Raw genomic sequence first — 25,645 nt, 5'->3', positions numbered from 1 at the left:
ACTATCTGCCAGTTAGTTTTGAATACACTTTATTAATTGGGTACCACAAAACCTCTGCTGGTGCCAAACTTACTATTTTCGCTAAGTGTGGCATTATCCTTTTTACTGCATAATCTCTCTGATAATGACCTTTTGACTTAGAAGTGTTATCCTTTTGGTATCTTAGATCGTGAAACCCAAAGTTTCCACTATGAAGTACGTCTTGAAGAATTGATTTGGTATCACAATCTGATTCAATTGGATACGGCAATTTTTCACGTTCTAAACCCAAATCCTTAACCATAAAGTTATGAATCACGTTCATCCATTTACTTAAACCAATTTTTTTATAAATAAACAGTAATTTCTCTCCATCAAAATGGTTATCCTTAACATAACATAATCGTGCCACATCACAAAACTGTCTTAATCCTACTCCAAATCCCATATAATGTTTCAAAATATGTGCGTTTGTTTGTACTTGATTAATTAGATAAGATGGAACACGGACTCTCTGATCGTTAATTAGTATTTCTCTGACTGAATCTTCCTCTTTTGAGATTAAATTTTTAATAAACTTTTGACAAAAAGGATTAAAAACATCTATCATCTTGGTATGATGCTCAACTTGAATAGTATTAAAGTTGTAAAACACACTTTTATGATCCCCCTTTTGTAAATCGCACCCTTTGGACTTCAGCAATTCATTCGCTCTTTTATAAGATTCTGAAGTAGAAAAATATAAGTCAACATCACCACTCACTCGCAATAAGGGCTTTCTATAATTCTCGGCTAAACCTAAACCCTTCAACAGTTGGTAAGAAATATTATTTTGCTTAAGACCGCTAGCAAGAATACTAAGTTGTTTTCTCATAGTCTTATTATACCTCTCGATCCCATCAATTCTAGCCGTCCATCTTAATAAAACCTGATATGGTGGTAAATGTTCTTTTGGCAACAATAATACTCCATCATACACTACACCTTCCACTGTCTGGCTAAGAGAAAGCTCATAGAGTAAAGTCCATTCTTCAATAGTTAACGGAAAATGAATTAGGGTAGTTTGATTTTCTCCCCACAACCCTAATTTTAATAACTCTAGAAATGATTCTTTAACTCTTTGTGTCATTTATTCAGTTAATAACAAATCATTAACTTTGAAAAATTCTATAAGCTCTTGCATATCATGTATTAATTGAGTATCATCAATGTCCTCTACATCATATTGATTTCGCACTAACTCAACCATATCAGAGACCACAAAATCTTTGCCATCCAGTTCATCCCATAGCCAAGCTGCAGTCTCATTAAGGCTATAAACCTTGGATAAATCTACCATACCTTGCTCTGGAGCAACAATTACATAATCATCTCCTACCTTACGCACTGTCAAACCTTCTTTTAACCTCATATTGTAATATATTATAATAATCTTCTCAATTTAAACCAAATTAACCGTAAAGGCCTAAGTAAAAACCATATAAATGATAATGTTAATCGACCTAAACTATGGACATTTATTCTTTTATTATCTATTAAGGCATATTTAACAACCCCTAATACATCTCGCTTATTTACTTTTTCAAGCTGTACTAAATTGTTATCACCCGCAAGCCAAATATTAGTTTTAAATCTCCAAACTAAGCGATGTAATACATATCCATAGGCACTGTTTGCTAGTATGATTTTTCCAAAAGTAAAATCTCTTTCATCAGCGGGTGTAATTATTATTTTGTCTCCATTTGATAAGAATGGTTGCATACTATTCCCTTTAATAGTAAATAGAACCTCCTTTCCCTCTATCAAATGTTTTTTAACTTCCTGAAAAAAAACATCATTTGCAACACGTAATAATTTAGAATCACCTTGTGACTTATGCATACCAGCCCCCGAAATTAGAAATTATATTATATTTGAAACCTATTAGATAATGTAACTATTTAATTTTTGTAGATGTATTTCGAAAATTTGTAGAACTTAAGTTTTAGCCAATAATTTTGAATATAAAGAGATAGTTTTATCAATCATTACATCTCTATGAAAGTTGTTTTCAAACCTATTCTTTGCTCCTTCACATAATTTTTTATACAAGATTTCGTTTTGTTCGATTAAGTTAATACTTTTTGCCAAATCTTTTGCATTTTTTCTTTCACAAATTAATCCTGAAATTTCATTCTGGTTAACCCAGCTTACTCCTGAGCCTGGAATATCTGCAGTTATTATAGGTGTCCCACAGGACATTGCTTCAATTTGTACTATAGCAAAAGCTTCAGTTTTAAAGATTGAACTTAGAACAAATAACTTACTTACCTCGAAATATGCGTATGCCTCTTCATCTGTTAAGAACCCAAGTAATTCAACTTTATCTTGCAGTTTAAATTCCGCAATTAAAGTTTCTAAAGAATCCTTCAAGGGACCTTTTCCTCCTATTACTACTTTATAATTAACTGGAAGATATTTGGCAGCTTCTATCAAATATTCAAACCCCTTGTATTCTACTAATCTCCCAAGAGAGAATATTAGTGTCTTATCTTCATGTTTGCGAAGAATCGATTCTTTTAAATCAACATCAGCACTTATGGGAAGCACACCAATAGGAATATAATCAATTTTGTCTTGAACATCTTTTAAGAATAAAGATTCTTGAACATATACTGGTGTGGTACCTACAATTATATTAGCACGTTTTATAAGCCAATTTTGCAAAGGCTTATATAGTTTTAATAAGGTTTTTTGCTTTAAAATATCACTGTGCCAATGTAGAACAACCTTACCCTTATAACCCGACAAAAGCAAAGCTAATGCGGCCATTGGATCAGGATGATGAATATGAATTATATCATAATTTGCTGCAATTTTTATCAATCTTGTTATCATTGCCGGAGCCAGCATAGTAGCTGCTGCCTTAATAGATGTTTTGACTACGAAAACATTACCAAAATCATTCACCTTTATATCTTCTTGGGGATAATCTTCGGTAGATGCACAAAGCATATCGCAATAAATACCACGCTCTGATAAGCCTAGCATAATATCATACATAACCTTTTCTACCCCGCCTCGTATAGGATAAAACTTACCAAGCTGAAGTATCTTCATAATTTAGATTCGTTTAATAGAATAGTAAATAATTCTCTCCAATCGTTTGCGAAGGGTTGTTGATATTCCAATGGCAACTCACTTTTTAACATAGAAATATCACCTTGTATTAACTTTTGCATATTATTAGCCAAATCATTGGCAGAATCTGGATTGAAGTAAGTAACTAATTCAGCTCCTGCGGCAGTTTCATGTGCGTAAGGCAAATCGGCCAAAAGCATTGGCTTGTTGTATAATGCATATTCTGAAATTGGTAAGCCCCAAGACTCGACCTTTGATGGAAAAATCAGGCAATGACTTCTCTCATAATAATCAGTTAAATCCCTTTTACTTTGAAAACCTATAAATTTTATGGATTTTAGATGTCCCCAATTTTTTATCAACCAATTTGCATACTTATTCTCCTCACCTTTCAAGGTCAAAAAAACATTAAAGTTATTTATGCCATCTTTCTCAAGGATTTCAGCCGCACGACAAATTACTTCAAAATTCTTATGGCTATTTGGTGATCCTGCAAAAATAAATGAATACAACTCAAATTGATTATTTGAAGATAATACCACTTTTTCTGACTTACTAGGCTTAGCGACAATAATATTTGATTTATTAAACGAAAACATATTCGACATCGCCTCCCTAAACCATTCTTGTTGTACAACCAGATAAGTATTATGCTGAATATTCGTTTTATATATGTATTTAGTAAAAATTGAGAATAAGGCTATTTTTGGTGCAAAAATTAGATCATGTAACTTCCAATTATAAAATGAATATGAATTATGGCAATATACCGCTCTTCGTTCTGCAACAACAGATGGACTAGTATCATGAAGCGAAAACCATAAATATACAGGAGAAAGTTGCTTTGAAATTTTCTTTAAAGAAACATATTCATACCAAAGCCTATTAACCCAACGCTTTTTAGGCCATTGCGTCTCGATATACTCTATATTAGGGTAATAAGCTAAATTTTTATCATATACAATAGCGATTATCCGATAATGGCTATTATCATCCGCTAGCGTAGAGAGGTATTGAAGACAGTCACGAAGAATGGCTAATGTCCCTGCCTCAATCAGATTTACAGCAGAGACAACAATAGTCTTTTTTTCCATTATTTAAACTATAAGCTTTTGAATAATTTAATCCACTGCTCCATCACCTTGTGTTCTGAGAAGTTTTTAGAATTGGCAAATGATTCCTTTCCCATATTTATCCTTTGCGCTTCATCGCTCATTAATATCATTAATTTTTCTGCAAAATCCTCCTTATTACCCTCGTCCACCAAAAAACCATTTTTGCCATTAGTAATAATATCCTTCGGCCCACATTTACAAGCATATGAAACCATTGGTAAGCCACACACTTGGCCCTCTAACAATACCATTGGTAACCCTTCATACCTTGAGGTCATTGCTAAAATCGAATGATTAAGATATACTGACTTTATGTCTTTTGTTGGAGCATGTAATTGAACCGAATCTGTTAAATTAAGTGAGGTGATTAAATTTTTTAATTCTCTTTCTAAAGGACCGTGTCCATAAATATTTAATTTCCAATCAGGTCTCGATTTTTGCACTATACTCCATGATTTTATCAAATCATCAAAACCTTTTTGGTAATCAAAACGTCCTATCGCTATTACAGATTTGTTCAAAAGTGGAGATGAAGTTTCCGATTCAAATGAATTTGCATTAGGAATAACCTGAATATTTGGCAAATCACCCCAATAACCTTTATCCTCTTCTGTCAAGACAATAAAATGATCAAATTTCCCGACAGTCTTTAAATCAGCTTTATTTCTATATGAATCAATTATGTTCCAAATACCTTTTCTACCGTATTGAAGTCTTTTGAATCGGGAAAAATGAATTTCTAACACCTTTTTACTACCATCATCAATATCCGTGATAAAGTTTGCATCATTATCAAACATAGATATTGCAATTTCTGGTTTTATTCTAAAGAGTAAATCTTTAAGATTCTTCTTGTGTTTTTTTTGCTTATTTAAATAGGATATTCCTCGAGTCAAAATTCCTTTATGCAGATCATCTGTATAGTTGATTCCCAAATCATATAATTTAATCGAAGAATCTAGTTCAAAAAAAGATTTTCTATTTTTCTGATCCGTAGTGACAATTGAAACATCATACCCACGAGTCGACAAATAATTTGCTTTATTAGCTAACACGCGTTCCATCCCACCAGAATTAAATGTGCCTAATATAGTGTAGACTATTCTCATATTTTTTCAAAATCTTCTTCGTAATAGTTTTCAAAATATGGCTGTGATATAACTAAAAAGAAGGCATAAACTAAAAATATATCTGTGGCTACTTTAACCCAATTTGCAAATACTATGACCAAAAGTAATAGAAACAAGTATCTAATATAATAGAACCTAACACTTAACGCACCGGATAAATAAATAAAAAACAGAATAAAAACCGATAACCCTATTAGACCACAATAAAATATAAATCTAAGATAGCCTACATCAGTTCCCATATAGAAACTTCGTGTTATTGGATTATTGAAATACCCATCCCCAATTATCCAAGTCTTTTCATTATCGGGAAAAACCCACATATTCTTAAGCACTTCAGTTGAATTGGTTTCCCAAGTTCCAGTTTCTACCCAATTAAAAAAACCTTCAAAAGCAAATCGTATTAATCCATAAAACTCCCTATTTACTTGGTACATATAAACAGCTATACTAACCAAAACTATTAGACTTAATAATAAGACTCTCCAAAAATGAATATTTATCATTTTAATAGTAAATGAAATAATACCAGATCGTAGAAATATATATATTAGCCCTAATCCTAAACCTACAGTAGTCGTTCGAGCCATCATATTCCCCATAACACTTATTAGTATAAATGAAATTATATAATAAATTAAAAGCTTATTATTAGTACGTATCTCTTTTTCTTCACTAAGCAGAACAGCTGTAATAACCAAAGTCGATGCAAAGCGGATACCTGCAACATCTAATGATGCGCCGATTCCATAGAGTCTACGCACCTTTTCCATGAATGATCTATCACCAGTAACAAAAATAGCGTCGACAAAACTTTTAACACTTGGGATAAAATCTATCATTAAAGCTATTATACACTGTCCCAGACATACAGCTATTAAATAATTAGCAATTAGCTTTACTGAAATATAACCATGGGTAATACGTATACAACAACACGCCCCATAGCAGGCTATTAGCCACATCCACATTGATCCTATGTAAATTGCATATGCATAATCCTCTGTATTATTATAATCCAGAGATATTAAACCTACTATAGAAAATATTATGGCTATAATAGAGGCAATTAGCAACTCTTTAGAAAATTTGATTTCTCTATATGATATTGCATCCCATGCCAAACAAATTGCTCCGAAAACAAACATCATATGCTTCGTATTAATTCCCCGAAGAAAAGTAAATTCAAACGGGAAATAATACATACTAGTTAGAGTTATTGTTAATATAATTGATATATACTTCATCAGTCAATTCCTCTTTTACTTATATACAATTCCGTATATAACACGAATCAGTAATGTATTATATAATTTTAAAAACCAATACTGTCGTTTAATAGCTGCTTTCTGAATCCATCTGGTACGAATATTAAACATTGGATTTTGGTCAATATATTTATTAGAATCCTTATACCATTCATTCCATCTTTCATAAGACATAGAATCTAAAGATATAAGAAAAGGTAATTTAACATTTAATTTAAAGAAATGAATATAAACATCTAGTTTATTCGCGAAAAAATTCTGTATATATTCAACAACATTATCTACATTATATAAAATCTGTCCTAAATGAGACGGTTGAATTTTTTTTGTGTAGGCATTGGTATTTATTTGCATATAATGATAAAGTGCTTCTGTTAAATATGTTACCCTTAAAGCATGTACGAACAATTTAATCATAGTCATATCTTCTCCCATATTATATCCTTCAGGAAAAAAGATATTATTACTTTTATAAAGATCTAGTTTAACTAACTTATTCCAAACATTGTATTTAATTTGTCCACCTAATAATAGTTTTAATGCTTCAAAGTTTGTTATAGGAAAGTCCAATGCAGCATTTTGGCTCATATAACGTTCATTATCCTTAAACGACAAAAACCAATCACACCAAACAATATCTGCATCATCAGATATAGCTTTGTTATAAAGCAACTCTAAACTATATTTTTCTAACCAATCATCTGAGTCACAATGAAAAACATATTCTCCTGTAGCAGCTTTTAATCCAGAATTTCTTGCAGCCGGTAACCCCTTGTTTATTTCATGTCTAATTATTTTAACATGTGGTATCCTCGATGGATATTGTTGAATTAAACTTTCAAGGATTTCAATACTTTTATCAGGTGTACAGTCATCAACAAAAATTAACTCTACTTCTGAAAGGGTCTGTTCAAGTAAATTAATGACACATTTCTCAATAAATTTTTCAACATTATATATTGGAACAATGACGGATACTTTATATATCATTTCAATAGAGTTATAATTAGTTTCTAATAAGTCTGTAAACTTTATAATACATTTTGGGGAAAAGTAATTTAAAGTATGAGAGTCCCCACACAAAAGGATATCTATATGGGAAACATCGCTTTTGAAACAATAAGGCATTGTTGAGATTATAGCCTAAAGGCGCTCTAACATACGCAAATCTTTCTTTCAAAGACAAATTCATAAAGTCCACATCTGACCCTTTGTGATCGTTTTCACATTCCCCAACGTAATCACGCATTACTAGCACGGGAAAACCATGTTTATAAGCTAAATAGGAGTAATCATGATCTCCACCTCCATGAACATAATTCTCACAGAAAATCCCTTCGCTAATTACAACTTCATTTGAAACATAAGTAATATTACCATGTGCGGCATGACACACCTGTAAGTTACCATTCGGAGGCAAAAATTTATCAGACAATGTCCATTTATTTGTAAACACAAATCCTCCATATGAAAACTTACCAGTTACACTATCTTTAGTTGACCCGACATATATTCCTCGCTTATTATAATTATCGATTGCGTATTTATCTGCAATTAAAATTTCTTCCCATAGATTCTCATAAATAATGGAATCATTATTAAGCCATAAATATCCATCAAAGCCTCCTTCATTAATAGCAGCCTGCCAAGAATTATTCATCCCCCCATTCCAATAGAGATTACCTGTCCCTGCTAATATATCAATATTCTTATTAGTAAACTGGGCTTGTATATTTTCTCTTGTACCATCTGTGCTCCCGTCATCTGTCAGGAATACTTTATAGATTAAATTATCAGGAATTCTAGAAGTAAACAAGCTTTCCAAACATTTCAGTGTTTTATCCACTCTATTAAATACAGTAATTAGTACAGCTACTTTCATAATAATGAATTTTGAATAGGGCCTATTTAAGTTTAAAATTTGGTTATTTGATAATGGGTTGTTATTAAGACATAAAATAGCGTATCAACAATTTTAGTCTTTTCATAAATGAAAAATTATCAAGTTCATTTAGCTTGTTTGCATAAAAATTAAAATAGTATTTCGGATCATAAAATACTGAATTACGATAATACTGCCACCAGATGTCAAAATTTATACAATATTCCTTCCATGGCTTTGCTCCATTATAATGAATATTCCCATCTATAAGCATTTCTTCCAATTCTGACGCCTTAAATACAGGATGATCTTCACCATTTGATGCATATTTATACATATCAACAGTTCCAGAATAACTTGGTGGTAAGAACTTTATTTTGTCCATGCAAACTATATTAATGATATCCTGATCTTGAAATTTATATTTATTTTCAATTTTAGACACAAATAATTCCACTATCCCATCTTGTAACAATTTTTCAGAGTTGAAAATTAAATTTCCTGAATTGATATAGTTTACAGGATCCAAGCCCAGACCCAATCGATATTCTCTAGCCTTAGGGTCAGAGGAACTCGCAGATAATACGCCTGCAATATAATAGTCTTGAAGATTTTGAGATAAATACAAATCCGACAAATCACTTCTGAATATCACATCAACATCATGGTACATGATCGTCGAATATTCTGGGATAAATCTAGGAATTAATAATCGGTAATATGCAGGAATAGTTATTCCCCTGATTTCAAAACCATGAGGAAATGGATTGCCTACATTTCTATACGTAATAGAAAAGTTGCTGTACTTAAAATTAAGCTTCTCTAAAAAATTTGATTTAGGGAATTGCGCATTTTCATCATGTAGAATAAAAATATCATAAAACGTACCTTTATTCGCATGAAATAGCAAAGAACTTATACAAACTCCCGCCGGTAATAATAAATTATCATCAAAACTAAATACAATAGGAATCTTATTCATTATTAGCTATTTTGATTATTCATATAAATGCGAATTTGGTCCATTGAAACCCTTTTCTCTATATTAATAAAAGCTAAATTATGATGACTTATTCTCTTTTCTAAAGGTGGTAGTTTCATGTAATCACCATATACTTGTACTAGGATTTCATTGTACATTGCCGGAACACGTACGCTTAATCCTTCAAACTCTTTTAACACAAAGCCTGAAAACCAACTCTTTGGCCAAAATTCTTTAATCCCCCACATACCTCCATAATTACCGACCATCTCAGCTGTTTCATAAGAATAAGTGTTTATTTTTTTTCTCAATTCGAAAATCAATTTTTTACGTTTGATTTCCTTATTAAATGATAAATTAAATTCATTCCATGCTGTACGTAATTGACCTTTTAATAAACATCGCAAAAAACTATTCAGATTATCTTTTGGCAATTTTGGCTGTATATGCAATTTATTCGCTAATCTCTTATACGCGAGTAAATCTTGTGTACGAAGTTTTTCATCATCATGCGCCCCATCAAGAGGAAAAACATCAACGAATAAGCCTAAAACACTCGGTATATTAGTATATTCTAATAAAGAAGATTCTTTGTCACAAAATTTAGCATACGGCAAATAATACTGTGTATTATTTTCCATCGCTATTAACTCAAACGATGAACTTGCAGAAAATTTTAGATGGATTAATTTATCATAATCCGGTCTCGGCATGATCACATCAATGTCATCATCCCAGGGAATCATTCCCTGGTGACGAATCGCTCCAATAAGAGTACCTCCTATACAATAATACTGTAGTTTATGTTCTTCACAAATAGCAATAAACGCCTTAAAAACATCTATTAATTTGCTTTTATACTTCAGTTTATCTATCTCTATCGGTTGTTCCATTTTATACTATTTGTAATTATACCCTCCTGACACTTCTAATAATGCACCGTTTACAAAACCATTATTTAAACAAAAATCAAACGCAGAAACTATTTCTGAAACAGTTGCGAAACGACTCACAGCAGTCTTACTATAAATACTTTCGCGTATATGTTGTGGCTTATCTTTTTGCCATTCTGTCTCTACAAAACCAGGTACAATCACATTTATGGTCGTATCGGTATATTCAAACTCTTTAACCAAATTAAGGGCTAATGCATGAACTGCCGCCTTGCTAACACCATACACCACATTTGATGCATGCGGATATACGCCCATCATAGAGCCAATAAAAATCAATCTACTTGCATTAGGAATAATTGACTTAAATTCTCTCACAAGTGTAAAATTGGAATTAACGGTCACCTGCATAACTTCTTGCCAATCTTCATCTGATACCATCTGGAAATCTTTACGAATGGTGCTCCCAGCATTACAAACCAAACAATCTAAGTGATCAGTGATCCCCTTTACATAATCTATTAAGTCATAAAGGTCATCTATAACAGAAAGATTACATCGTCGAATTAGAAGCATACCTTCTTCTATATCTAGTAATTGCATCATTGCATCTGCGTTAGTATAATCGCTTGCAAAAGTCGCCACAACTTTATATCCTTTTTTCAAAAGATTTAACGTTATACCTTTACCTATACCTTTTGTTCCTCCTGTGACTAAAGCGACTTTTTTCATATTTTTATAGACGAGTTAGATTTTCACCTTTTCTGAAACACTCAATTATATCGGCAATAGTAATAGATTCTTCCGCTTTCATTTTATAGGTACTAGTTCTTTGTCCTGCTATCATCGAAATAAACTCTTGTATTTCATAACGTAATCCTTCTTCCGCAAAGTGATAATAAAATTTACGGTTATTATTTTGATCTTCGTATCTGATTTCAAAATACTCCGTCTTCCACCATGGGGATGGTACATATAGGTAACCTTTTGTACCTGAGACAACTAAATTTCCTTCTGTCTTAACTCCCAGACCAATTGTAATAGAAGCTACAGCTCCAGAAAAAGTGAAAATACCCTTGGTAAAAATATCCACATCATTTTCAAAAAGTGAATAGTATGTTACGTTCTTAATCTTTCTACCTAATAGTTTTAAAATAACCATCAAGGGCAATGGAGATAATTCCGTAATTGATCCTCCCGCTTCACTTCCATTAAATTCTCGCATTGATCTATCGACTAACTTAGATAGCGATGCTTGCACATCAACAACATCTCCTATTATTCCGGATTTAATAATACGAACCAAATGTAAAAAAGCTGGACAGAATGCTGTTTTACAAGCCTCTAGAAGCACTAAGTTTCTTGATTTTGCTAATTCATAAACTTCTTTAGCTTCCTCCCCCTTGAGACATAGGGGAATTTCACAAAGTACATGTTTCCCATTCAAAAGACTCGATTTAATATACTCGTAGTGTGTCAAATGAGGGGATGCAATATAAACGGCATCTATATTTTTATAAAATTCAGATAAATCACTATGTGATTCATTTAATCCAAAACGCTGCTTAAATTCAAATGCTTCGCTACTATCAGGATTATAAATTGACACCACTTCTACTCTACTCACATATCTTGCCTCTGGAACAAAGCGGTTAGCTATTCGGCCAGAACCAATTATTCCAAGTTTGAAAACTCTATCTTTACCTGCACGTAACATCGTTGAAGAAATTCCTTCCGTACGTGGCAAATAAACTACTTCACAATACTCTTTCAAATAATCAAACTTGCCCTCCCAATCTGAGCCAATTGCGAAAACATCTATTTGATGAAACTGTATATCATCAATTTTCTGACCTATATGTTCTTCAATTATTACTTCATCTGCAAACCCAGTATCTTTAATAGCTTGAATTCTCTCCAACACATTATTATGCACATTAAGCTTCCCTCTTTCCTGATCAAAACTGTCGGAAGTGACCCCTACGATAAGGTAGTCACCTAATTCTTTAGCTCTACGCAAAAGATTAAGATGTCCCTCATGTAACAAATCATACGTACCATAAGTAATAACTTTCTTCACTATCTTTTTAACAATTTGTATTTAAAAAATATCCAAAATCTTGCAATATCCCACCATTCCTTAACTACTATGAATGCTAATAGTTTATATACTAACGGATAATCAGTATATCGTATTGCATAATTTGATTCGGGGAAAATACTTTTCCATAACTGGAATGACTCAATTGATTTGCCCTTTACCAATAGATTCTTTTTAGGAGATAATTTGAATTTATCAATCTGTAATTTATCTATTTTCAAATTCTTATTCAAAAAACTCACAATAGCCTTTACATTTTCCAGCCATTCATAATTAACGACATCAATTTTAGCTGATTTAGCACTTATTGAGTCTGTTTTATATTTCACATAATAATAAAACCCTTTGTTTAGATATGATATTTTGTCCGCGTAATAAAACAATTGAATATTAACACGTAAATCCTCGCACATATTAAGGCCATTAGGAAAGGAAACTTGTGTGGCTTCAAATAAATCTCTCTTTATTAACTTATTACACATACCTCCCAGCATATGACCACTCATCATTGCATGAATACAAGTTTCAGAATCCTCATTATGAGTTTGTGAAATATAAATTTGTCTATTTTTAAAAACATTTATATAATCACACCATACTATTTGTGCGTTTTCTTTTTTTGCTTTTTGATAAAGCTGTTCAAACATCTCTGAATCTACCCAATCATCGGCATCTACGAAACCTATGAATTCACTTGTAGACAAACTCATACCATAATTACGAACGTATGCACTTCCAGAATTTTTATCTAGCTTATACAAGTTTACCCTATCTTTCAAATGTGGAAATCTATCTATTAATTCTACTAATTTATCATAACTGTCATCCGTACTACAATCGTCAATAAAAAAGAATTGAATCTCTTGCAGTGTTTGGTTTAACAAAGATTCTACACACCTTTCCAGATATATTGCACAATTATAAACTGGTATAATGACAGACACCTTGGTTTCAGCATTCTTATCCATAAAGGTTAATTAAGTATTATTTCTATATTTTCACGAATTATTTCATAATCGTCTAGATTATTTTGATTTTTTGATCTAAAATATTTCTCCAAAGCTTTATCATATAAAATATCATCTACTTTATAATATTTTAATTCTTTTAAATCAAAATTATCGATATTAATTATTGGTCCATTTATTTGGGATGCTATATTGTACGCTATTTTATATATAGGTCTTAATACAGAATTTTCGATAAAAGTTGAATCATATATATGTACCAAAGGCCTCTTAGATAGCAAAGCAAAGCTTGATGACAAGCTACAGTGGTTCAAGACCAATTCGCTATTTATCACTAAATTTGAAGTTTGATGTTTAATACATAATCTTTCTCCAAACTCATTAGTATATTCAGATTTAGGATGAGCCGCAATAATAACTGGCATTTGATAAAATTTCTCCAATTTATCAAAAAAAAGATTAAGCTTGCTATAATATAATTCCACATCCATATAATTAGCAGAATTATTGATTTCCAAATCAGGATGTTTTCCTAAAAAAATGTCTAAAAACACTATATAAGGCTGATCAATTAAAGATAATTTTGTTTTTTGATGATTGTATTCAAGTATATCAAAATAATTCAATGAAACATATTTCTTACTGGGACTAAGATCAACTCTTGCATTTCCTGTTAAAAACTGAATAGTAGAGGTATAGAGGCTTTCGTAGTATCCTGGTATAAAGTTCAGCTTAATTAAAAATACAGACATTTTCAAGTTTTTAATATTCTTTAAAATATTAAAAATTGTATGAATCCAGAATTTAAATCGGTAAATTATCCCTGTCTCAAGGTGCTTATCATAACCATGTAAATAACCTTGAACTGGATTATGGTAATAAGCTAATTTACCCCAATTAAAGTTATTATTTTTAATTTTTTCAAACAAAATTGCAGTATCAAATTTAAACCTTAAATCTACAAACAAGAAGGTACTCTTAGTATTCTGCACGTTTAACTCTGCTAGTAGCGTGTTTAGGTCAAAAAAGTAAACAATTCCATCCCCGCTTTCTTGGTAAGAATATTTTAGTTTTTTACAATATTCGAAAACTTGCCATACACACCAGTATTCCACTTCATATCCAACAGCTCTAAAATCATTAATATAATAATGTTTTGCACGCCGATAAGAGTATGGTTCATGGTCTATAATTATTATTTTCATTAAGAGTGCTTTTTAATATTTATAAACAGGCTAGCTAGACCTAAAATAAATAAAAATATCGCTAAGAAAGCTTTGATATATAGATTAAGGTCGACCCCAAAATAAACACATATTGTTAGTAGTAAGGTTAAACTTAACCAAAACAATGGATAATGATTTGTACCTTTGGACTCCTTAAATTCTTTAATAAAAAATCCGGAATACCCCATATACATCAATGACAATAAAAATGTAAAGACAGCAGCTTCAACGCCCCAAAAATAGAGTGTAATCAAATTAAGAACAACCGAAATAATTGATGCTATTGTAGATACTTTTAATAGCGCTTTCGTTTTTTCAACATAAAACAATCTATTATTAGCCGCAACATACATTGGTCTATAGTTATATCCCATCACTAAAATAATTGCCATCTTATAAATATCCTGCATTCCTTCTGATTTAATTAATAATGGAAGTAATTCCTTCATAAATAAGCAGATAATACTTGTCATACTAAGTGTAAGAATAATGACTGTAAAATTCAACTTACGCTCAGCCTGTCTATCATCATTTTTATAAGACTGAAGTAATAATGGACCAATTGCTTGATTAGCGGCCAAAGTCCCGGATTCAAATAATCGTGAAGGAGTCTGTGCTGCTGAGTAACGACCAATATCTGCTGTGGGCAACGCATAGAATCGCATAATTACTTTATCAAAGGCACTTAGCAAATAACCAGAATAATAATGAGGTATAGTAGGAAGACAAGTTTTTATTTGCTTCATAATAGTAGACCTTTTAAAATTAAAAATAGGCTTAATTCCCAATTTATAATTTAAGTGATACCAATAGCTTAATTGCATTAATATTCCTGATATTGTACCTGTCCAAAACCAACCCATATATCCCATTCCCTTATATTTTATGAAATAGACATTTAGACCTACAGCTACTATTCCTATTATAATGTTTCGAATAGCTATTTGCATTGGTTTTTGACTCAATTGATAATATAATGTACCCAACATACTCGATGATGAAAAAAGCACTAATGGAGCAACATTTAATAATATGATTTCCCATTTATTTTCTAAAGCTTCCTTAGGAATAAACAGGTAAATTACCCCAGTAATAAGTATAGAAAAAACTATATTCCAACATATCAAAAAACCATAAATCTGCCTCCACAACCATTTAAATTGATTTACAGATTTCACGAAACTATTTGCTAGAACTATATTCAATCCCAATGTAGAAAAAACAGATAATGCACCAGTAACGGCTAATATAATAGCATTAATACCATAATCTTCTTCTGTCAAAAAAGGTGTAATAATAGGCAAAACAAAAAGATTTGCTAATTTCACAACTTGTGGTGCCAAACCATAAATAGCAGTATGGGAAAAAAGCTTTTTAAGCATTGGTCTCAATCATATCAAAAGAAAGTCTTTCGCCTTTTTCTAAATCACGATTAACTTTACTGCCTAAAATTTGTTTATAATATTTAGGGTGCATCCCAAATCCCGGACGTATTGATCGTACATTATTGCTTGTAAGTATTTCTCCAGCCTTCAAATCTTCAACAATATACAACGACCTTGAAAAATCCTTTCCCTTTATTTGTTTATCCGTTAGTTCATAATCAACAATTCCTATTGCCTTTTCAGCCTCTCTTACAGCCTTTACCATCTCTGTGAACTCTTGTTCATTAATAGAAAACGATGCATCTGGACCTCCAATAGATCGATCTAAGATAAAATGCTTCTCAATAATTTTTGCCCCAAAACATGTCGCCACTACAGGTACAGTAGCACCCATAGTATGATCAGATAGTCCAGCGATGACGTTAAACCTCTCACTGAAATCCTTCACCATACACATATTCGCTTCTTCAATCGGAGCAGGATATGATGATGTACATTTCAATAATGCGACTTGATTATTTCCCATTCTACTGCAAGCATTGAGTGCTAATCGAATATCTTGTTCGGTTGCTATTCCTGTAGAAATAATTATAGGTTTCTCTTTTGACGCGACATATTCGATCAAAGGTATGTCCGTAATTTCAAAAGAAGCTATTTTATAAGCTGGAACATCAAGAGTTTCAAGAAAATCCACCGAAGTAAAATCAAATGGCGATGAAAATATTTCTAGCCCTTCCTTTCTTGCTTCTTCAAATAACCTAGCATGCCACTCCCATGGTGTATAAGCTTGTTGATACAAATCATACAGATTTCGTCCTTCCCAAATTGTCCCTTTTATTAAAAAGTCTTCTTTTCGACTATCAATTGTAATAGTATCTGCAGTGTAAGTTTGTAATTTTATGCAATTAGCACCTGCTCGCTTAGCTGCCCGAATAGTCTCCAAGGCGGTATCTATACTGCCATTATGATTTGCCGAAAGCTCAGCGATAATAAAAGCGGGGCTAGAATTATCGATGTTAAAATTACCTATTTTCATGTCTCTTTTTTATAAACTTAAAACCTTCTTGCGTAGATACTTCTGTATAGCCTAATCCCTTAAATATATTGATAGAAGCTAAATTTTCTTCCATAACATATCCCTCCAATATTTTTACCATTGGATTGTAATTTTCTAAATACTCCTCACAATTTTTAACCAACAACTTCCCAAGTCCTCTCCCTTGGTACTTTGGAGCAACCAAATAGCTAATTAACCCAACCTCACCCTTTACATCTACCCTAATAGACCCCAAAGGTGTTTTGATACTGTTTTCTAATATTAAATAGGTACAATTTTTATCCGTTATTTTAGACTTATACCAATTTTGATGATTCTCAAAAGGAATATAATCCTTACTAAACGAATATTTTCTTGTAATAGGATCATTTGCCCAATTGTAGGTAATGGTCACATCTTCAAATGTTGCTTTTCTAAGATAGACCGAATCTTTCTTACTATGAATTACTACATCTATAAATTCACCATTAAACAAACAGTGATCTTGGAGAATGGCTTCCTTACTAAATCCATATTTTTCTAATGCTAAATAAAGATGAGGTCTTATATCGAAAGCATACGTGTATAACTTGTGAAATCCTAAACCATCAAAAGCAACTTGCTCTAGAAGAGACAAATATTTCATCCAATGAAATTCGAACTCCTCAGCTTCTAATGCTGTATCCATTATAAATGATATCTCCGCATTCTTATCTACCCAATTAATGTGAACCAACCCTCCATACCCAATACAATTTTCATCTTTTAAATAGGAAAACAATATTTGATTAGGCTTTTCTTGATCAAATAGTTTAGAAACTACATTAGAAAAATACTCCTCCTGATCATCTTCTGTTAAAGGATTTGCTTGTCTGAGATGATATATTTGCTCATTACGCCATTTCAAAATATCTAGCCTATCCTCATATCTTATGGGAACTATAGAGTAATGACCACTTTCAAAGACTTGATTATTTAATACCTTGTAAGAGTTCATATTTCAATTCAGCTAATTTCCAATCAATTTCATTATCAATATCTTGAACCTCAAGTTCTGTGCATAGTATTGCACCTGTATTTGAAGTTACTATTGAATCTTTATCTAAAACTTTTCTATGCATCAAATAGAACTGTCCACAATCATGATAAGTCGCTTCTAAATCTTGACTTCTTGCGTTCTTATCACTAGGGAACTTATAGCTTACTTTGTGAGAAGTATCTAGTACGAAAGAGCGTTGAATAGGAAATGAATATTGAACAATAGGAACAACACTGTCGTATTCACTATGCGTCAATAGATCTATTGCAAAATTCAACTTTTCAACAGTAACAAATGGCGCTGTTGGATAGATACAACAAATATTATCAAAATATTCATTTTGCCATTCATACCATTCAATTACTTCTCGCAGAACATCTAATGTTGTTGCGTAATCATTTGAATTTTCTCCCGATCTATAAAATGGCACTTTCGCACCATATTTTATGGCTAATTCTCCAATTTCTATATCGTCTGTTGAAACCATAACCTCAGAAAAAATACCAGATTCTAATGCAGCTTTAATAGAATAAGCAATAATTGGTTTTCCCAAAAAATCTTTAATATTTTTTCTCGGAATCCTTTTACTTCCTCCTCTAGCAGGGATAATACAAATATTATTCTTCATAATATTCATTAACACAATCCATTACGTAAATCTGAGCCTGTTCTGTAAGCGTAGGATACATTGGTAAACTAATACAATGTCTATAATAGTCCTCTGCATATGGCCGATCTCCTTCTTTCCAACCAAACTTTCTATAGTATGGCATAAGATGGCAGGGGATATAATGTATTTGTGCGAAAATGTTTTTGCTTCGCAAATAATTATATAATCCTAATCTGTCTTCGACTTCCAATAAATAGAGATGATACGCGTGGCCTTCAACAACTCCTGACTGACTTCTAACGTACGATTTACCTGAAAAATAGTTATTATATAGTGATGCTATTTCTCTTCTTCGCTCTAATCCTTCTCCAGCACGTTTTAGTTGACTATTCCCTAATGCGGCCTGAAAATCTGTAATCCTATAATTGTATCCTAAAACTTGCATTTCCATATACCACATTGGATATTGATCATCTCCTCCTGCAAACTCTATACTATTTTTATACCCTTCATTTTCCTTTATGATACCATGGGTTCTTAGTTGCAATAGCTTTTTGTACAATTCCTCATCATTTGTAGTAATCATTCCGCCCTCACCAGATGCAATATGTTTTACAGGGTGAAATGAGAATATTGCCAAATCGGCATATTTACCATTTCCACATAATTGCTTAGACTTAGATGAATCTATAAAATAACCGCCTGGAGCATGACAGGCATCTTCTATAATCCAAAGATCATATTCTTCAGCTAATTTTTTATATTGCTCCAAATCAACGGCCCTTCCTGCAAAATCAACTGGAATTATTCCTTTATATGTCCCTTTTGGAGAAGATTTAAGCAAATCCTTAACAGAATTTATATCCAACAAGTAAGTCTCCGAATCAATTTCTCCGAAAATCACCTCACCACCACAATATCGTACACAATTTGCTGAAGCAGCAAAAGTAATTGGAGTAGTTATAACTTTGTCCCCCTGTTTTACTCCCAAAGCCAACGCACAAAGGTGTAGTGCAGCTGTACCGTTTGAAACTGCTACCGCATATTTACATCCTATATATTTTGCAAAATTGTCCTCAAATTCTTTGATCTTTGGCCCTTGAGTCAAATAATCTGATTTTAAGGTTTCAATGACAACCTGAATATCATCCTCTGTAATATCTTGGCGTCCATAAGGAATTACTTGATTCTGCATAATCTTATACGGCAAATGTAGGATCAACATGATCCTTAATAAGTTTTCTTAATCCATCAACAGTCTCCCACTCTGTATTTTCTCCAGAATTATAAGCAAATCCTTCTTGAACTTTTACCCCATTAAATGCTGTAATAAAATCAGTTAGAGACCATTTCGTCACAGCAGGTAAAATTGTATAGTACTTACCTAAATCGTAGGTATAAAATGAGTCAGATGGTGTAATCATCTCTTCATGAACTTTTTCTCCTGGTCTAATACCTACTACCTTATGTTCACAGTACGGTGCAATAGCCTCTGCAACATCGGTAATTTTGTAAGATGGTATTTTAGGAATAAAGATTTCGCCTCCCCAAGCATTAAATAATGCATGCATTACCATATCGACTCCACCCTGCAAACTAATATTAAACCTTGTCATATTCGGGTCCGTAATAGGCAATACTCCATCTTTCCTTTTATTTATAAAAAATGGTATTACAGATCCATTTGATCCCATCACATTCCCATATCGAACTACAGAAAAGCGTATAGGGTTATTGCCTGTAATGTTGTTTGCTGCAACAAATAGCTTATCAGACGCTAGTTTTGTAGCACCATAAAGATTAATCGGAGCACAGGCCTTGTCTGTGGATAGAGCAACTACACGCTCTACATTAGTTTCAAAACATGCATCTATTACATTTTGTGCCCCATGTATATTAGTCTTCACACATTCATCTGGATTGTATTCAGCTATTGGTACATGTTTCATAGCAGCAGCATGAATAACATAATCAATTCCATTGAATGCACGATTTAGTCTCTCCTTATCGCGAACATCTCCAATAAAAAATCTAATTTGCGGAAATTTATCTGATGGATAATCCATAGCCATCTGAAATTGTTTTTGCTCATCCCTAGAAAATATTACTAAGCGTTTAACATCTGGAAAATTACTTAATATATGGGATGTTAAGGCCTTTCCAAGTGATCCAGTACCACCTGTGATTAATATTGATTTACCTGATAACATATTATTCTTTATCTTTTGGTTCAATTAGTTAATATAAAATAGTATTATTTTTATTTCCCAAATTCAGCATTAAGCATTCTACGGAGTCCTTCTTCCATAGTATATGGAGGAACAAATCCAGAAGACATTGCTTTAGTAGAATCGTATTTAGTAACGGCGCAGAATTTTTTTACTCGAACAGAACTTATTGATAATTTTTTACGAGTTAGAAACGCTAATACATCAAAGCAATATCCTCCCAACATGCCTAATGCATACGGTATTTTTACAGCAGGGATATTAGTACCAAGAATTTGTCCAGTATGATATACCAAGTCATTAGTTGTGAAGTCAGGCTTATCTACATAATTATAAATATTATATCCTGATTTAACGTTTTCTACTAAGAACTGTATGAAAGCAACAATATTACCAATATACGACATTGACTTTTGGTTATTTCCTTTGCCAATCATCATAAACTTCCCAGAAGCAATTTGGTTGAGCAAATTATATACATTTCCCCTATTTCCCTCTCCAAAAATTACTGTAGGACGTATAATATTAATATTCCAATCTTCATGATCCTTGTACCACTCTTGTAACACTTGCTCCGCTTGCCATTTACTGATTCCATAATGATTAAAAGGATCTGCTGGAAATGACTCATCTGGATTAGCTTTATCTAACCCATAAACAGCTACAGAACTTGTAAACACTATCCGTTTCACATTATTAACTTCCATAGCAATTAATGTATTTCGCATACCTTGTACATTTACATCATAATACAATGATGTAGGTGTCACATCATCACGATGCTCTGCAGCTAGAAGAATAACAATATCAATGCCTTTGAGATGTTGTTTAAGGCTCTCAACATCTAATACATTACCCTGATAAGTCAATGATGGATGAGAAGAATTGACATTCTTGTCAATATTAATAATAGAAGTTATATATTCAGATGGTAATAATTTATTAATCAAATTTTTACCAACAAATCCAGATCCACCAATTATTGCAATATTCATGTTTGAATGGTTTAAAATTTATTTACCAGCAATATCTCTACTTCTAACTACAAAATTGAAGGATATAGTTAGTAAAATCCACAATATTAAATCTATTAATATTACTATATTATTACTAATATAATTTACAGATATTAAATTGAATATTGAAAAAAATAAAGATAGGCCGATAATAGACAACATAGCTGCTCTATGTGACAATCCTGCTCTTAATAATTTATGATGTAAATGACTCCTATCTGCTTTAAACAAAGGCTTACCATTATAAAACCGCACAACGATTACCCGCACTACATCAAAAATGGGAACTAAAAGTGTTGAAAAAGCGACAACAATTGCACCCTCTGTAAAAGGCTTTATTTCTCTCAAATTCATAGAATAACTAATAGCCAAAAATGCTACGGTATAACCCAATGTCATACTACCAGTATCACCCATGAAAATCCTTCTTCTACGCTTAGAAACTCCGAATACGTTATAATAGAAAAAAGGGAACAATACACCAGCGGTTATCCATGCCAACAAAGTATGAATCCAGGCTCCATAATACAAAAAGAGACCGCCCATTACTAAACAACTGACACAGACTAAACCTGAACATAATCCATCTAAGCCATCGATAAGATTAATAGAATTAATAACTAATACTGTTGCAAAAACAGTCAGTAATGCACCTAGCCAAAAAGGAATTCCTACAATGAACAAAAAACCATATAAATCATTTATCCATAAGCCAGCCATTGGAAATAATGACGCAGCAAGAATTTGTACAAAAAACTTCCATTTATAATGTACATGTACTAAGTCATCAGCTATTCCAACGATAAAAAGCATAACTATGCCCACACCCCATACGACAAACATGGGCATTATCTTCCAAGTGCTTATTGTGTTGGAAAAATTTTTTTCTAGTCCAAAATTATACATTACAACTAAAAATATTGCGAGTAAACATAATTGAATTGGCATAAAAGCTAGCCCACCTAATCTTGGAATCGCAGTATGATGGAGTTTACGAGCATCAATTGGATCAAACAAACGCTTCTTATAGGTAACAAGCAAAATGTAAGGAATGATTGTCCTCCCTATAAGGATAGCTAAAATAAAAGGAACTGAAAGTATTAAATATTCCATAATAGATTATATCTATCGAGCATTATTTTCCATGGGAATACAAACCTCGACTAGAATGCAAAAATACAAATATTAATAGGTTAATTTAACGTAAATACAAACTTACGGTTAAGATGTTTATCATATGTAGGCATTAAGTTACAAAAAAAAATGAGTTCTTAAAGAACTCATTTGATTTATTAAATATTTAGAAATTTTTTCACTCTTTCTAGAAAGGATTTTTTCTTAATATCGTCTCCATAGCCATATCCGTAGCCATAACCATAGCCATAACCACGTTTGAAATCTACATCATTGATTACCACTGCCATATTCTGAAGTTTTCTTTGATAATACAACTCTTTTGGAACATTAAGTAAACGCTTGTCAAGGTAATTAGCTCTGGTTACATATATTGTTAAATCAGCATGTTCAGCTATTAAAATTGTATCAGTAACTAAACTTACTGGGGCTGTATCTACGATAACAAAATCATAATTTTCACGACCAAACTCAATAATATCTGCAAAATGACCATTCATCAACAATTCCGCAGGATTAGGAGCAATATAACCTGAATAAATAATATCAAAATCATACGGAGCTGGCTTACGTATTATAATCTCTGATAATGGCATATCAGGATTAATTAAATATTGCGTGATACCAATATTAGTATGCTGTAAGTGTGACAATCCTAAATAATCTAAAACCTTTGGTGAACGAATATCGGCTCCTAGCAACAAAACTTTCTTTCCCGACATAGCTAATATTTTAGCCAAGTTAGTAGCTATAAAAGACTTACCCTCACCAGAAGTAGTGGAAGTGACATAAATTACAGCGCTTTCTCCTTTTTTCTTCGTGAGCATAAAAGAGATGTTCGTACGTAAAATACGAATAGCTTCCGCCAACGAAGATCTATCATTCTCTTTAATAATTGGGTATTCTGAACTAGGAACTTCACCAAGTATAGGCGCAGGAAATTCAGATTCTATATCACGACGAGATTGAACTTTATTGTCTAATAAGAATTTTATATATAAAACAACAAAAGGAATAATAAAACCTAGAATAATTGCACCTAATAAAACTATAGCCTTTTTAGGAGCTACAGGAATTGAAGATCCATAAGCTTCATCAATAATCTTCAAATTATCTGGTGTTGCAGCTAATTTTATCTCCGTTTCTTCGCGCTTTTGAAGTAGAAACAAATATAATGATTCGTAGATCTGCTGTTGTCTTGAAATATCTTTATAATTTTTTTCTTGATTTGGTAACTGCCCCAATTTGTTAGTATACTTACTTGTTTGTGCTTGTATACTATTTACATTGGTCGCTAAAACATTTCTATAATTATTTAAAGAAGTATTTAAGTTTACTTTTAAATCCCGAATATTCTTATCTAGGTTCTGAACTATGGGATTATCGGGTGTTGCTGATTTTAATAAATCTTCCCTCTCTAACACCAAATCATTATAAGACTTAACGGTAGCTTGTATCGACGGATCGTTAAGACCAATATTAGATGGCAATAAACTATTATCCTCTGTTACCGTTTCGCGCATCATATCAGCTAAGCGTAACTGTGTCTGATATTCAATTAACTTCCGTTCATTCTCTGATGCTGTTTGCATATACATCTGCACTTCAGAGTTCATATCAACCAAATTATTTCGGTCTTTATAATCAGCAACACGAGAATCTGAAGAGGACAAATCTTTTGTAATTAACGCTAAACGATTATTAATAAAATCAGAGGTAGTCCTAGAAACTTTAATCTTATCCTTTGCAGCATCTGCATCATATTGTTGAACTAAAGAGTTTAAAATCAACGCAGCCATTTCCCTATTAGGATGGTTCATTGAAAAATTTACAATAAATGATTGCTTCTCCTTATTAGGTGTAACTTGAATACCCGCTAACAAATTGTCAATTACTTTTTCTATAGGGGAAACCTGAATAATTAATGTATAATTAATGTTTCTAGAGGGATTTGGAACAATCATCATCGCTCCTATTGGAGTTACGAATTTCTTTCCGTACGTATAATCTTCAATAACTTGATTGTCATCTGTAACTCTTATCTTACCATCAGTCTGAGACACTTTAACCTGATATGATATACTATCAACATTTTTATTGTTCGGATCCAGTAGAACAATCTTTACAGGAGAATCCTTCTCTAATAACCCTGATTTCTTAACATTACCTTTAGCTGTATAGGTTATATTGAGTCTATTTGATTCAATAACTTTTCTCAGAATTCTTCGAGATTTGATTACATCAATTTGATCTGAAACAAATGCCGATGTCTGACTTCCTCCACCAGCTATTGAAGCCAACTCTGATAGACCTGCTAATTCTCCGGAAGCTTGTTTTTCATCTTGCAATAAAATTTTCGCCTCTACTTTATATATTCTTTCCGCATAACGCAAATAAAGTATGGATGCACAAACACATAGAATTAATGACAATAAAAACCATTTCCAAAAATAAGCATACTGCTCGAATAATTGTCTTAAGTTTATTTCTGATTCCTCTTGAACAGGTTGCGGTGATTCGTTAGTCATAAATT

24 protein-coding genes are annotated in these 25,645 nt (G+C 32.2%); all 24 read right to left on the bottom strand.

Annotated elements, in window-relative coordinates:
* Position 1: 1 nt before the first annotated feature.
* On the bottom strand, positions 2–1,108 hold the full coding sequence (locus GOQ17_RS03645) for a nucleotidyltransferase domain-containing protein (RefSeq protein ID WP_159634925.1): 1,107 nt from the start codon (positions 1,106–1,108) through the stop codon (positions 2–4).
* A complete protein-coding gene (locus GOQ17_RS03640; RefSeq protein WP_236537037.1) occupies positions 1,109–1,366 on the bottom strand; it encodes a PqqD family protein in 258 nt (85 codons plus the stop codon). It lies immediately after the preceding gene.
* Between the two features lie 35 nt (positions 1,367–1,401).
* Complete coding sequence (locus GOQ17_RS03635) at positions 1,402–1,860, bottom strand: S24/S26 family peptidase (RefSeq protein ID WP_159634919.1); 459 nt, start codon at positions 1,858–1,860, stop codon at positions 1,402–1,404.
* 96 nt (positions 1,861–1,956) lie between these two features.
* Positions 1,957–3,078 (bottom strand): glycosyltransferase, encoded by a 1,122-nt coding sequence (locus GOQ17_RS03630; RefSeq protein ID WP_159634916.1) that lies wholly within the window; start codon positions 3,076–3,078, stop codon positions 1,957–1,959.
* Entirely contained in the window at positions 3,075–4,193 is a 1,119-nt protein-coding gene (locus tag GOQ17_RS03625; protein ID WP_159634913.1) for a glycosyltransferase family 4 protein, read from the bottom strand. The genes GOQ17_RS03630 and GOQ17_RS03625 overlap by 4 nt, the downstream gene beginning before the upstream one ends.
* Before the next feature lie 8 nt (positions 4,194–4,201).
* Complete coding sequence (locus GOQ17_RS03620; RefSeq protein WP_159634910.1) at positions 4,202–5,323, bottom strand: glycosyltransferase family 4 protein; 1,122 nt, start codon at positions 5,321–5,323, stop codon at positions 4,202–4,204.
* Positions 5,320–6,495, bottom strand: coding sequence for a hypothetical protein (locus tag GOQ17_RS03615; RefSeq protein ID WP_159634907.1), 1,176 nt, complete (start codon positions 6,493–6,495; stop codon positions 5,320–5,322). Before GOQ17_RS03615 ends, GOQ17_RS03620 begins: the two co-directional genes overlap by 4 nt.
* Positions 6,496–6,606: 111 nt before the next feature.
* Positions 6,607–7,602 carry a glycosyltransferase family 2 protein gene (locus GOQ17_RS03610; protein ID WP_159634904.1) on the bottom strand — a complete coding sequence of 332 codons (996 nt, stop codon included), beginning with the start codon at positions 7,600–7,602 and terminating at the stop codon, positions 6,607–6,609.
* Between the two features lie 16 nt (positions 7,603–7,618).
* A complete protein-coding gene (locus GOQ17_RS03605; protein ID WP_159634901.1) occupies positions 7,619–8,494 on the bottom strand; it encodes a glycosyltransferase family 2 protein in 876 nt (291 codons plus the stop codon).
* A gap of 64 nt (positions 8,495–8,558) precedes the next feature.
* Positions 8,559–9,476 carry a glycosyltransferase family 8 protein gene (locus GOQ17_RS03600; protein ID WP_159634898.1) on the bottom strand — a complete coding sequence of 306 codons (918 nt, stop codon included), beginning with the start codon at positions 9,474–9,476 and terminating at the stop codon, positions 8,559–8,561.
* A 2-nt stretch (positions 9,477–9,478) separates the two neighbouring features.
* Entirely contained in the window at positions 9,479–10,369 is an 891-nt protein-coding gene (locus GOQ17_RS03595) for a LicD family protein (RefSeq protein ID WP_159634895.1), read from the bottom strand.
* A 6-nt stretch (positions 10,370–10,375) separates the two neighbouring features.
* Entirely contained in the window at positions 10,376–11,101 is a 726-nt protein-coding gene (locus tag GOQ17_RS03590) for an SDR family NAD(P)-dependent oxidoreductase (RefSeq protein ID WP_159634892.1), read from the bottom strand.
* 4 nt (positions 11,102–11,105) lie between these two features.
* The gene (locus GOQ17_RS03585; protein ID WP_159634889.1) at positions 11,106–12,449 is read right to left on the bottom strand and encodes a Gfo/Idh/MocA family oxidoreductase; all 1,344 of its coding nucleotides are present in this window, start codon (positions 12,447–12,449) and stop codon (positions 11,106–11,108) included.
* Complete coding sequence (locus GOQ17_RS03580; protein ID WP_159634886.1) at positions 12,449–13,438, bottom strand: glycosyltransferase family 2 protein; 990 nt, start codon at positions 13,436–13,438, stop codon at positions 12,449–12,451. Before GOQ17_RS03580 ends, GOQ17_RS03585 begins: the two co-directional genes overlap by 1 nt.
* Positions 13,439–13,443: 5 nt before the next feature.
* The gene (locus tag GOQ17_RS03575; protein WP_159634883.1) at positions 13,444–14,643 is read right to left on the bottom strand and encodes a hypothetical protein; all 1,200 of its coding nucleotides are present in this window, start codon (positions 14,641–14,643) and stop codon (positions 13,444–13,446) included.
* Complete coding sequence (locus tag GOQ17_RS03570; protein ID WP_159634880.1) at positions 14,643–16,046, bottom strand: lipopolysaccharide biosynthesis protein; 1,404 nt, start codon at positions 16,044–16,046, stop codon at positions 14,643–14,645. The genes GOQ17_RS03575 and GOQ17_RS03570 overlap by 1 nt, the downstream gene beginning before the upstream one ends.
* Complete coding sequence (pseI, locus tag GOQ17_RS03565; RefSeq protein ID WP_159634877.1) at positions 16,039–17,085, bottom strand: pseudaminic acid synthase; 1,047 nt, start codon at positions 17,083–17,085, stop codon at positions 16,039–16,041. The genes GOQ17_RS03570 and pseI overlap by 8 nt, the downstream gene beginning before the upstream one ends.
* Positions 17,072–18,082 carry a GNAT family N-acetyltransferase gene (locus tag GOQ17_RS03560; protein ID WP_159634874.1) on the bottom strand — a complete coding sequence of 337 codons (1,011 nt, stop codon included), beginning with the start codon at positions 18,080–18,082 and terminating at the stop codon, positions 17,072–17,074. The genes pseI and GOQ17_RS03560 overlap by 14 nt, the downstream gene beginning before the upstream one ends.
* Positions 18,057–18,752, bottom strand: coding sequence for a pseudaminic acid cytidylyltransferase (gene pseF, locus GOQ17_RS03555; protein WP_201288499.1), 696 nt, complete (start codon positions 18,750–18,752; stop codon positions 18,057–18,059). Before pseF ends, GOQ17_RS03560 begins: the two co-directional genes overlap by 26 nt.
* On the bottom strand, positions 18,742–19,929 hold the full coding sequence (gene pseC / locus GOQ17_RS03550) for a UDP-4-amino-4,6-dideoxy-N-acetyl-beta-L-altrosamine transaminase (protein ID WP_159634868.1): 1,188 nt from the start codon (positions 19,927–19,929) through the stop codon (positions 18,742–18,744). The genes pseF and pseC overlap by 11 nt, the downstream gene beginning before the upstream one ends.
* Positions 19,930–19,933: 4 nt before the next feature.
* Positions 19,934–20,944, bottom strand: a complete 1,011-nt coding sequence (pseB, locus tag GOQ17_RS03545; protein WP_159634865.1) for a UDP-N-acetylglucosamine 4,6-dehydratase (inverting) — start codon at positions 20,942–20,944, stop codon at positions 19,934–19,936.
* 50 nt (positions 20,945–20,994) lie between these two features.
* Positions 20,995–21,957 carry an NAD-dependent epimerase/dehydratase family protein gene (locus GOQ17_RS03540; protein WP_159634862.1) on the bottom strand — a complete coding sequence of 321 codons (963 nt, stop codon included), beginning with the start codon at positions 21,955–21,957 and terminating at the stop codon, positions 20,995–20,997.
* An 18-nt stretch (positions 21,958–21,975) separates the two neighbouring features.
* On the bottom strand, positions 21,976–23,091 hold the full coding sequence (locus GOQ17_RS03535) for an MraY family glycosyltransferase (protein ID WP_159634859.1): 1,116 nt from the start codon (positions 23,089–23,091) through the stop codon (positions 21,976–21,978).
* A gap of 179 nt (positions 23,092–23,270) precedes the next feature.
* A complete protein-coding gene (locus GOQ17_RS03530; RefSeq protein WP_159634856.1) occupies positions 23,271–25,640 on the bottom strand; it encodes a GumC family protein in 2,370 nt (789 codons plus the stop codon).
* Positions 25,641–25,645 lie beyond the last annotated feature (5 nt).

This window comes from Sphingobacterium composti (assembly GCF_009829075.1).
Classification (GTDB): domain Bacteria; phylum Bacteroidota; class Bacteroidia; order Sphingobacteriales; family Sphingobacteriaceae; genus Sphingobacterium; species Sphingobacterium composti.
The sequence above is the reverse complement of the archived record's forward strand: the minus strand, read 5'-3'. Positions and strand labels throughout refer to the sequence as shown.